We start from the raw sequence: 10,436 nt of genomic DNA on the forward strand, positions 1-10,436 counted from the left end.
GTGAAGGATCTTGCATTCACTGTTAAGCTCTGCTGCATGCTTGATGTGCGACGTATGCAGATGCTGCGGGCCGTGGTGACGAGTGGGTCGGTGACGGCGGCCGCCGCGCGGCTCGGCTATACGCCGTCCGCCGTCAGCCAGCAGATCGCCGTGCTGGAGAAGGAGGCTCGTACGCCCCTGCTCGAACGGGTCGGGCGCGGCGTGCGGCCCACCGCGGCCGGGCTGATGCTCACCGAGTACGCGGACGTGATCGGGCGGCAGGTCGCCGAGGCCGAGACCGCGCTCATCGACTTGCTGGAGGGGCGTACGGGGCGGCTTGCCGTGCGGTACTTCGCCACGGCCGGGGCCGCGCTGGTGGCTCCCGCCGTGGCGAAGGTGCGGGCCGAACACCCGGGTGTGCAGGTCGAGTTGAAGCTCGTCGATGTCGAGGACTCACTGCCGGACGTGAAGGAGGGGCGGGCGGATCTGGCGCTCGTGGTCCGGCCCCCGGAGGAGGCCGGACCCGACGATGTGCGGCTCGTGCGGCTGCTCGACGATCCCTACCTCGCCGTGCTGCCCGAGGGGCATCCGCTGGCCGGGCGGCGGACCGTCGCGCTGGCCGATCTCGCCGAGGAGCCGTGGGTGGGCAGCGAGTGGCCCGGGCCGTGCCTCGATGCCCAGCTCTCGGCGTGCGAGACCGCCGGGTTCCGGCCGCGGTTCGTGGTGGACAGCGGGGACTATGCGACCGCGCAGGGGTTCGTCGCGGCGGGGCTGGGAGTGAGTCTTGTGCCGCGGCTGGGGCTGGGCAGCCGGCATCCGGGCGTTGTGGTGCGGGAGGTCCGGGGGCCGGAGCCGGTGCGGTCGATTTTTGCCGCCGTGCGGGAGGGGGCGCCCCGGTCGCCGGCTCTGCGGAGCTTCCTGGGTGCGCTGAGGGAGGCCGGCGGCGCGACCCGAGGCTAAGCCTTTGTCGGCAGCAACGACCGCCTCGGCGGCTTCGCCGGGACCAGTTGCGGCAGGGCGTACGGCAGTGATCCGTACCAGAGCCTCGCCACCGTGTAGCCGAAGGCCAGGCAGATCATGCCGCCCACCGCGTCCAGCCAGAAGTGGTTGGCCGTGGCGACGATGACCACCAGGGTCAGCGTGGGGTAGAGCAGGCCGAGGACGCGGACCCACGGGACCGAGGCCAGGGCGAAGATCGTGAGGCCGCACCAGAGGGACCAGCCGATGTGCATGGACGGCATCGCGGCGTACTGGTTCGACATGTTCTTCAGGTCGCCGGAGGCCATGGAGCCCCAGGTCTGGTGGACCACGACCGTGTCGATGAAGTCGCTGCCGTTCATCAGGCGGGGCGGCGCCAGCGGATACAGGTAGTAGCCGACCAGGGCCACGCCGGTGGTGGCGAAGAGGACCATGCGCGTCGCCGCGTAACGGCCCGGGTGGCTGCGGTAGAGCCACACCAGGACACCCAGCGTCACCACGAAGTGCAGCGTCGCGTAGTAGTAGTTCATGCCGACGATCAGCCAAGTCACCGAGTTCACGCCGTGGTTGACGGACTCCTCCACGGCGATGCCGAGGTGGTGCTCGACCTTCCAGATCCAGTCGGCGTTCTCCAGCGCCTTCGCCCGCTGCTCGGGGACCGCGTTGCGGATCAGTGAGTACGTCCAGTAACTCACCGCGATCAGCAGGATCTCGAACCAGAGCCGGGGGCGGCGGGGCGTACGCAAGCGGCGCAGGAAACCTTGCCCCGCGCGGCTGTTCGTCTCGTCCGCGACGGGCTGGTGTGTGGCCTGCTCCTGGCCTTCCAGTGTCGTCACGGTGCTCTCACCCATAGAGACAGAGTCTGCCAGATAAGCCCTTCCCCACCGATCATCCCTCGGGTGGGTCCTGCCCGCACGTTCTACACCCGGAGTAGGTGGGGCACTACTGCTTACGTACGATTTCGGTCCCCAGGAGCCGAGGCGGTGGAACCCCGCACCACCAGTTCCGGCATGAACACGAACTCACTGTGGGGCGCCGGTGTCCCGCCGATCTCCTCCAGCAACGTACGTACCGCGGCCTGGCCCATGGCGGGGACCGGCTTGCGGACCGTTGTGAGGGGCGGGTCCGTGAACGCGATCAGCGGGGAGTCGTCGAAGCCGACGACGGAGATGTCCTTGGGGACGTCGAGACCGCGCTGCCGTGCGGCCCGTATCGCGCCGAGCGCCATCATGTCGCTCGCACAGACGATGGCCGTGCAGCCGCGGTCGATGAGCGCCGCGGTGGCCGCCTGGCCGCCCTCAAGTGTGTACAGCGAGTGCTGGACCAGACGCTCTTCGATGTCGGCCGCGGCCAGTCCCAGCAGGTCCTGCATCGTGCGGACGAAGCCCTCGATCTTCCGCTGGACCGGCACGAACCGCTTCGGGCCGAGCGCGAGACCGATGTTGGTGTGACCGAGCGAGACGAGGTGGGTGACCGCGAGTGCCATCGCCGCCCGGTCGTCCGGCGAGATGAAGGGTGCCTGCACCTTTGGCGAGAAACCGTCGACGAGGACGAACGGCACACCCTGGCCGCGCAACTGCTCGTAGCGCTGCATGTCCGCGGAGGTGTCCGCGTGCAGTCCGGAGACGAAGATGATGCCGGCGACGCCCCGGTCGACCAGCATCTCGGTCAGCTCGTCCTCGGTGGAGCCGCCCGGAGTCTGGGTCGCGAGGACCGGTGTGTAGCCCTGCCGGGTCAGCGCCTGGCCGATGACCTGGGCCAGGGCCGGGAATATCGGGTTCTCCAGCTCCGGGGTTATCAGCCCGACGAGCCCCTCGCTGCGCTGCCGCAGCCGTACGGGCCGCTCGTAGCCCAGCACGTCGAGCGCGGCGAGAACGGACTGGCGGGTGGTCGCGGCGACGCCCGGCTTCCCGTTCAGGACGCGGCTGACGGTCGCTTCGCTCACCCCCGCCTGGGCTGCGATGTCGGCAAGCCGTGTGGTCACAGGACTGGACTGTACCGGCCGGGTCTCGCCCTGCCCACCGAACGAACGACGGGTGCGGGCACTTGATCGGCCCGCTCGGGGCTGCTGCGTCATCGCGTTCCCTCGTGATTCTGGTCGGCACTTCGGTCGGCATTCCGGGCTGTGTCCGTCGCGTACGCGCTGTGTACGCCTGCGGGAAGGGGTGTTCCTGCAAGGCGCTGCCGGGGCGATGATCCCCGTGACCGACGGGTATGGCAAGAGCTTGCAGAGTCTTGCACAGTGGTCCCGTTCCCGGTGAATGCCCATGAACCAAGGCCTCGGGACGGTCGAGAAGAGGTCACGCCCGGGTAACTGTCTGTCGTTCTTGCACTTTTTTGCTGCAAGGTCTTTCGCGGCGCTTACATCGCTGTTACGTTCACGTCGCCCGGCGGCGGCAACGGTGCGGTCGGAGAGTCGGCAGGGACGGCGGACGGGGCCGTTCCCTCAAGCACACGGGCTTTCACCCTCAAGGAGAACTCATGCGGCGTGGCATAGCGGCCACCGCACTGGTGGCGTCCCTCGCCCTCGCGGCGACGGCCTGCGGCGGCGACAGCGACGACAGTGGCAAGGCGGACGGCCCGGTCACCATCACGTGGTGGGACACGTCCAACGCCACCAACGAGGCACCGGTCTACAAGGCCCTCGCGAAGGAATTCGAGAAGGCCAACCCGGGCATCAAGGTCAAGTACGTCAACGTGCCGTTCGACCAGGCGCAGAACAAGTTCGACACCGCCGCCGGTTCCAAGGGCGCCCCGGACATCCTGCGCTCCGAGGTCGGCTGGACCCCCGCGTTCGCCAAGAAGGGCTTCTTCCTGCCGCTCGACGGCACCGAGGCCCTCGCGGACCAGGGCAAGTTCCAGCCCAGCCTGATCGAGCAGGCCAAGTACGACGGCAAGACGTACGGTGTTCCGCTGGTCACCGACACCCTCGCGCTGGTCTACAACAAGGCCCTCTTCGAGAAGGCCGGACTCGACGGGGCGCCCGCCACCTGGGCCGACCTCAAGGCCGACGCCGGCACCATCAAGAAGAAGACGGGTGTCGACGGCTACTGGGGCTCCACCCAGGCCTACTACGCGCAGTCGTTCCTCTACGGCGAGGGCACCGACACGGTCGACGCCGACGCCAAGAAGATCACCGTCGCCTCGCCCGAGGCCAAGAAGGCCTACAAGACCTGGCAGGGCCTCTTCGACGGCAACGGCCTGCACAAGGCCGACACCACCGCGGACGCGTACGCCCACATCCAGGACGCGTTCGTCAACGGCAAGGTCGCCGCGATCGTCCAGGGCCCGTGGGAGATCACGAACTTCTACAAGGGCTCGGCCTTCAAGGACAAGGACAACCTCGGCATCGCCACCGTCCCGGCCGGCTCCAGCGGCAAGGCGGGCGCCCCGACCGGCGGCCACAACCTCTCCGTGTACGCGGGCTCGGACAAGGCCCATCAGGAGGCCTCGCTCAAGTTCGTGAAGTTCATGACCTCGGCGAAGTCCCAGGAGACGATCGCCCTCAAGAACTCCACGCTGCCGACGCGCGACGACGCCTACACCACCGAGGTCAAGTCCGACCCGGGGATCGCCGGCTACCAGGGCGTGCTCTCCGCCGCCCAGCCGCGCCCGGCACTCCCCGAGTACAGCTCGCTGTGGGGTCCGCTCGACACCGAACTGCCCAAGATCGCCGGTGGCAAGGAGTCGCTGGACAAGGGCCTGGGCAACGCGGAGACCGCGATCGCCAAGCTGGTGCCCGACTTCAGCAAGTGACCCGTGTGGCCGTCGGATCCGCCGGGCCCCCGCGCGACAGGGGTCAGGGGGGACGGATCCGGCGGCCACCGGCCGTGTCTCCAGAACGTGCGCCCAACCCCTGATGTGCAGATCTTCACGAAGGTTGTCGAACCATGACAGTCGTCATCGACCGCGCGACCGGCAAGCGCCGCGGTGAGCGGGCTCCGCGCCCCGGCCCGCTCCAGCGCATGAAGCACTCGTACCAGCGGTACTGGTACGCGTACGCGATGATCGCCCCGGTGATCGTCGTGCTCGGTGTGCTGGTGCTCTATCCGCTGGCGCGGGGCATCTACCTGACGTTCACCGACGCCACGAGCCTCAACTCGGCCCGCACGATCGGCGTCAACCACATCGACGCCACCTACAAGTTCATCGGCCTGGACAACTACGCCGACATCCTGTGGGGCCCCACCGCGTACGACCGCTTCTGGTCGCACTTCATCTGGACGATCGTGTGGACGGCCCTGTGCGTGCTGCTGCACTACGTCATCGGCCTCGGCCTCGCGCTGCTGCTCAACCAGAAGCTGCGCGGCCGGACCTTCTACCGGCTCATCCTGGTGCTGCCGTGGGCGGTGCCGACCTTCGTCACCGTCTTCGGCTGGCGCTTCATGCTCGCCGACGGCGGCGTCATCAACTCCATGCTCGACGCGGTGCATCTGCCCACACCGCTGTGGCTGGAGGACACCTTCTGGCAGCGGTTCGCCGCGATCATGGTCAACACCTGGTGCGGTGTGCCGTTCATGATGGTCTCGCTGCTCGGCGGGCTCCAGTCGATCGACGGCGTCCTGTACGAGGCCGCCGAGATGGACGGGGCCAACGCCTGGCAGCGCTTCAGGCACGTCACCCTGCCGGGGCTGCGGTCGGTCAGCTCCACCGTCGTACTGCTCGGCGTCATCTGGACGTTCAACCAGTTCGCCATCATCTTCCTGCTCTTCGGCGACACCGCGCCGGACGCGCAGATCCTCGTCACCTGGGCCTACTACCTGGGCTTCGGCCAGCAGCCGCGCGACTACGCGCAGTCCGCCGCGTACGGCGTGCTGCTGCTCTCCATCCTGATCGTCTTCACCTCCGTCTACCGCCGCTGGCTGGCCCGCAATGAGCAGCAGCTCGCGATCTGAGGCAGGAGTCCCCATGAGCACCACCACAGTCACGTCCCCCGCCCCGGCGGACCGGGACCCCGCGGACACCGCCCCGGCGGGCAAGGGGCCGCGGCGCGGCGAGCGCAGCCTCGCCGGCTCCCTGACCTCGCACGGCATCCTCGTCGTCGCGAGCCTGATCGCGCTCTTCCCGATCGCCTGGCTCGTCTATCTGTCCCTCGGCCCGGACAAGGACGACTACCTGCACCCCGGGGACATCCTCGGCAAGATGACGTTCGACAACTACTCGTTCGTGCTGCAGCACACGCCGTTCTTCGACTGGATGTGGAGCACGCTCCTCGTGTCGCTCGGCACGACCGTCATCGGCGTCCTGGTCGCGGCCACGACGGGTTACGCGGTCTCCCGCATGCGCTTCCCCGGCTACAAGAAGTTCATGTGGGTCCTGCTCGTCACCCAGATGTTCCCGGTCGCCGTGCTGATGGTCCCGATGTACGAGATCCTTTCGGAACTCCAGCTCATCGACAACTACTTGGGCCTGATCCTCGTCTACTGCTCGACCGCCGTGCCGTACTGCGCCTGGCTGCTCAAGGGATACTTCGACACCATCCCCTTCGAGATCGACGAGGCCGGGCGCGTCGACGGGCTCTCGCCCTTCGGTACGTTCGCGCGGCTGATCCTGCCGCTCGCCAAGCCGGGTCTCGCCGTGGCCGCCTTCTACAGCTTCATCACCGCGTTCGGCGAGGTCGCCTTCGCCTCGACGTTCATGCTGTCCGACACGAAGTACACCTTCGCCGTCGGTCTGCAGAGCTTCGTCAGCGAGCACGACGCCCAGCGCAACCTCATGGCGGCCACGGCGGTGTTGGTGGCGATTCCGGTCTCCGCGTTCTTCTACCTTGTGCAGAGAAACCTGGTGACCGGGCTGACCGCCGGCGGCACGAAGGGGTGACGCTCCGCTGCGAGGGCCGCGATGTGTCCGCCGTCGATCGGCTGCGGCGCCGTCGTGGCTTGTCGCGCCCACGCGGCGGAAGCCGCATATATCGATAGAGTCCCGCGCCCCCAAAGGGCGCGGGTGGCGGTCGCGGTGTCCATCCGACCCCGCTGACACCGCGGCCGCCTCGTCAGTAGTCCCGCATCAGCAGTCACACAAACGAAGAAGACACCCGCCACTACGGCGACTCCATGACCGAACTCAGTTACGTCTCAAGGATGTTATGAGCCAGCACTCCGCCGACCCGGCCCCGACCTCCGCTCTCGCCACTGTCGCCGACCGTCGCGACTGGTGGCGCGACGCGGTGATCTACCAGGTCTATCCGCGCAGCTTCGCCGACAGCAACGGCGACGGCATGGGCGACCTGGAGGGCGTACGTTCCCGACTCCCGTATCTGCGCGACCTCGGCGTGGACGCCGTGTGGCTCAGCCCCTTCTACGCCTCGCCGCAGGCCGACGCCGGCTACGACGTGGCGGACTACCGGGCCGTGGACCCCATGTTCGGCAACCTGCTCGACGCCGACGCGCTGATCCGCGACGCCCATGACCTCGCCCTGCGGATCATCGTCGACCTCGTGCCCAACCACTCCTCGGACCAGCACGAGTGGTTCAAACGGGCCCTCGCGGAGGGGCCGGGTTCGCCGCTGCGGGAGCGCTATCACTTCCGTGCGGGCAAGGGCGCGAACGGTGAACTGCCGCCCAACGACTGGGAGTCCATCTTCGGCGGCCCCGCCTGGACGCGGGTGACCGAGCCGGACGGTACCCCGGGCGAGTGGTATCTCCACCTCTTCGCGCCCGAGCAGCCCGACTTCAACTGGGACCACCCGGCCGTCGGCGACGAATTCCGCTCGATCCTGCGGTTCTGGCTCGACATGGGCGTCGACGGCTTCCGTATCGACGTGGCCCACGGGCTGGTCAAGGCGGACGGACTGCCGGACCTGGGATCCCACGACCAGGTGAAGCTGCTGGGCAACGATGTCATGCCGTTCTTCGACCAGGACGGCGTCCACGAGGTCTACCGGGCCTGGCGGATCGTCCTCGACGAGTATGCCGGGGACCGCATCTTCGTGGCCGAGGCGTGGACGCCGACCATCGAGCGCACCGCCAACTACGTGCGCCCCGACGAGCTGCACCAGGCCTTCAACTTCCAGTACCTGAGCACCCATTGGGACGCCGAGGAGCTGCGCTCCTGCGTCGACCGGACCCTCGACGCGATGCGGCCCGTGAGCGCGCCCGCCACCTGGGTGCTGTCCAACCACGACGTGACCCGGCACGCGACCCGGTTCGCCAACCCGGCCGGGCTCGGCACCCAGATCCGTACCGCCGGAGACCGCGAACTGGGTCTGCGCCGGGCGCGTGCGGCCACGCTGCTGATGCTCGCGCTGCCCGGATCCGCCTACCTGTACCAGGGCGAGGAGCTGGGCCTGCCGGACGTCGTCGACCTGCCGGACGAGGTGCGCCAGGACCCGGCGTACTTCCGGGGCGCGGGCCAGGACGGGTTCCGCGACGGGTGCCGGGTGCCGATCCCGTGGACCCGGGACGGCTCGTCGTACGGCTTCGGCAGTGGTGGCAGCTGGCTGCCCCAGCCGTCCGGCTGGGGCGAGCTGAGCGTCGAGGCGCAGAGCGGCGTCGCGGGCTCGACCCTTGAGCTGTACCGGTCCGCGCTCGCCGTACGGAGCGAGCAGGCCGACCTCGGCGCGGGCGACCGTGTCGAGTGGCTGAAGGCGCCCGAGGGCGTACTCGCCTTCCGCCGCGGGGCGTTCGTCTGTACGACCAACACCGGCGGCGAGGCGGCGACCGTCCCGGCGCACGGGCGGGTGCTGCTCGCGAGCGGCGAAGCGACGGTGACGGACGACGGCGAGGCGAAGCTGCCGGCCGACACCACAGTGTGGTGGATCGCTGACTGACCGTTCATCAACTCGGGGGTTCTGCAAGAACTTTCCGGAATTTTCAGAAGCCCGCCTTCCACTTCGGGAGGCGGGCTTCTACTATCTGGCGCACCGCACGGCCGTTGAATCTTGCAGCAAGAAACGTCAACGGCCCTCCCTTCAACGGAGAAGGACCCCCACATGGCCAAGAGAGCTCTGTCCGGCGCGCTCGCCCTCGCCGCGGCCGCGTTCGTCGTCCCCGCGAGCACCGCGGGAAGCGCGTACGCCTCCCCGCCCGGCACCAAGGACGTCACCGCCGTCCTCTTCGAGTGGAACTTCGCCTCGGTCGCCAAGGAGTGCACCAACCGTCTGGGCCCCGCCGGTTACGGATACGTCCAGGTCTCGCCGCCCGCCGAGCACATACAGGGCTCGCAGTGGTGGACCTCGTACCAGCCCGTCAGCTACAAAGTCGCCGGACGGCTCGGCGACCGTACGGCCTTCCAGAACATGGTCAGCACCTGCCATGCGGCGGGTGTGAAGGTCGTCGCCGACACGGTGATCAACCACATGTCGGCGGGCAGCGGCACCGGTACGGGCGGCTCGTCCTACACGAAGTACGACTACCCGGGCCTGTACTCCTCGCCCGACTTCGACAACTGCACCTCGCAGATCAGCAACTACCAGGACCGTGGCAACGTCCAGAACTGCGAACTGGTCGGGCTCGCCGACCTGGACACCGGCGAGGAGTACGTCCGCGGGGCCATCGCGAAGTACATGAACGACCTGCTCTCGCTGGGGGTCGACGGCTTCCGCATCGACGCGGCCAAGCACATCCCGGCCGCCGACCTCGCCAACATCAAGGGCAGGCTGAGCAACTCGTCCGTGTACTGGAAGCAGGAGGCCATCTACGGCGCCGGCGAGGCCGTCCAGCCCACCGAGTACACCGGCACGGGCGACGTCCAGGAGTTCCGGTACGCGTTCGACCTCAAGCGGGTCTTCAACAACGAGAACCTCGCCTACCTGAAGAACTACGGGGAGGGCTGGGGCTACATGAGCAGCGGGGTCTCGGGCGTCTTCGTCGACAACCACGACACCGAGCGCAACGGCTCCACGCTCAGCTACAAGGACAACGCCAACTACACCCTGGCCAACGTCTTCATGCTGGCGTACCCGTACGGCGCGCCCGACATCAACTCCGGCTACGAGTTCTCCTCGACGGACGCGGGCCCGCCCAACGGCGGTACGGTCAACGCCTGTTGGCAGGACGGGTGGAAGTGCCAGCACGCCTGGCCGGAGATCCAGTCGATGGTCGCCTTCCGCAACACCACCCGGGGCGAGTCGGTCACCAACTGGTGGGACAACGGGGGCGACGCCATCGCCTTCGGCCGCGGCAGCAAGGGCTTCGTGGCCATCAACCACGAGTCCTCCTCGCTGACCCGCACCTACCAGACCTCGCTCGCGGCGGGCACGTACTGCAACGTGCAGGCCAACACGACGGTGACGGTGAACAGTTCGGGCCAGCTCACCGCAACGCTCGGCGCGAATGCCGCGCTCGCGGTCTATTCAGGCAAGTCCAGCTGCTGACAGCCGCCGTTCGCGCAGTTCCCCGCGCCCCTTTCAGGGGCGCGGGGAACTGCGCAGTCTTTGTCCTTGACCGGTGCCGACCGGACAGTAGCTGAAAGTTCTTTCTACCCTTTGCAAGACTCTTGCTGAAAGGGTTTCGGCGGCGATACGTTCACGCGGATCCGTA

At 68.2% G+C, this 10,436-nt stretch carries 8 protein-coding genes; 6 read left to right on the forward strand and 2 right to left on the reverse strand.

Features of this window, described 5'->3' with window-relative positions; all coding sequences use genetic code 11:
• The first annotated feature begins 36 nt into the window (after positions 1-36).
• Positions 37-939: a LysR family transcriptional regulator gene (locus tag ACZ5VQ_RS40800; RefSeq protein WP_469109417.1), complete on the forward strand. Its 903-nt coding sequence runs from the start codon at positions 37-39 to the stop codon at positions 937-939.
• On the opposite strand, the gene ACZ5VQ_RS40805 is transcribed toward ACZ5VQ_RS40800, so the two are convergent.
• Together ACZ5VQ_RS40805 and ACZ5VQ_RS40810 are read right to left on the reverse strand one after the other, a co-directional pair.
• Positions 936-1,808, reverse strand: coding sequence for a phosphatase PAP2 family protein (locus ACZ5VQ_RS40805; protein ID WP_362080189.1), 873 nt, complete (start codon positions 1,806-1,808; stop codon positions 936-938). The genes ACZ5VQ_RS40800 and ACZ5VQ_RS40805 overlap by 4 nt on opposite strands.
• 98 nt (positions 1,809-1,906) lie before the next feature.
• Complete coding sequence (locus ACZ5VQ_RS40810) at positions 1,907-2,941, reverse strand: LacI family DNA-binding transcriptional regulator (protein ID WP_406489205.1); 1,035 nt, start codon at positions 2,939-2,941, stop codon at positions 1,907-1,909.
• A 497-nt stretch (positions 2,942-3,438) separates the two neighbouring features.
• On the opposite strand from ACZ5VQ_RS40810, the gene ACZ5VQ_RS40815 reads away from it, so the two are divergent.
• The 5 genes from ACZ5VQ_RS40815 (at position 3,439) to ACZ5VQ_RS40835 (ending at position 10,270) form a co-directional block, all read left to right on the forward strand.
• Positions 3,439-4,713 (forward strand): extracellular solute-binding protein, encoded by a 1,275-nt coding sequence (locus ACZ5VQ_RS40815; RefSeq protein WP_469109418.1) that lies wholly within the window; start codon positions 3,439-3,441, stop codon positions 4,711-4,713.
• Between the two features lie 134 nt (positions 4,714-4,847).
• Positions 4,848-5,852 (forward strand): carbohydrate ABC transporter permease, encoded by a 1,005-nt coding sequence (locus ACZ5VQ_RS40820; RefSeq protein WP_469109419.1) that lies wholly within the window; start codon positions 4,848-4,850, stop codon positions 5,850-5,852.
• A 13-nt stretch (positions 5,853-5,865) separates the two neighbouring features.
• On the forward strand, positions 5,866-6,777 hold the full coding sequence (locus ACZ5VQ_RS40825; RefSeq protein WP_469109420.1) for a sugar ABC transporter permease: 912 nt from the start codon (positions 5,866-5,868) through the stop codon (positions 6,775-6,777).
• A gap of 265 nt (positions 6,778-7,042) precedes the next feature.
• Positions 7,043-8,725: a glycoside hydrolase family 13 protein gene (locus ACZ5VQ_RS40830; protein WP_469109421.1), complete on the forward strand. Its 1,683-nt coding sequence runs from the start codon at positions 7,043-7,045 to the stop codon at positions 8,723-8,725.
• Between the two features lie 162 nt (positions 8,726-8,887).
• The gene (locus ACZ5VQ_RS40835) at positions 8,888-10,270 is read left to right on the forward strand and encodes an alpha-amylase (protein WP_469109422.1); all 1,383 of its coding nucleotides are present in this window, start codon (positions 8,888-8,890) and stop codon (positions 10,268-10,270) included.
• Positions 10,271-10,436: the final 166 nt, after the last annotated feature.

Source organism: Streptomyces sp. NPDC033178 (assembly GCF_055577685.1).

Bases quoted from the DNA above. Each gene is read 5' to 3' on its own strand.
- ACZ5VQ_RS40800 (WP_469109417.1), top strand. From the start codon at position 37: ATGCTTGATGTGCGACGTATGCAGATGCTGCGGGCCGTGGTGACGAGT.
- ACZ5VQ_RS40805 (WP_362080189.1), bottom strand. From the start codon at position 1,808: ATGGGTGAGAGCACCGTGACGACACTGGAAGGCCAGGAGCAGGCCACA.
- ACZ5VQ_RS40815 (WP_469109418.1), top strand. From the start codon at position 3,439: ATGCGGCGTGGCATAGCGGCCACCGCACTGGTGGCGTCCCTCGCCCTC.
- ACZ5VQ_RS40820 (WP_469109419.1), top strand. From the start codon at position 4,848: ATGACAGTCGTCATCGACCGCGCGACCGGCAAGCGCCGCGGTGAGCGG.
- ACZ5VQ_RS40825 (WP_469109420.1), top strand. From the start codon at position 5,866: ATGAGCACCACCACAGTCACGTCCCCCGCCCCGGCGGACCGGGACCCC.
- ACZ5VQ_RS40830 (WP_469109421.1), top strand. From the start codon at position 7,043: ATGAGCCAGCACTCCGCCGACCCGGCCCCGACCTCCGCTCTCGCCACT.
- ACZ5VQ_RS40835 (WP_469109422.1), top strand. From the start codon at position 8,888: ATGGCCAAGAGAGCTCTGTCCGGCGCGCTCGCCCTCGCCGCGGCCGCG.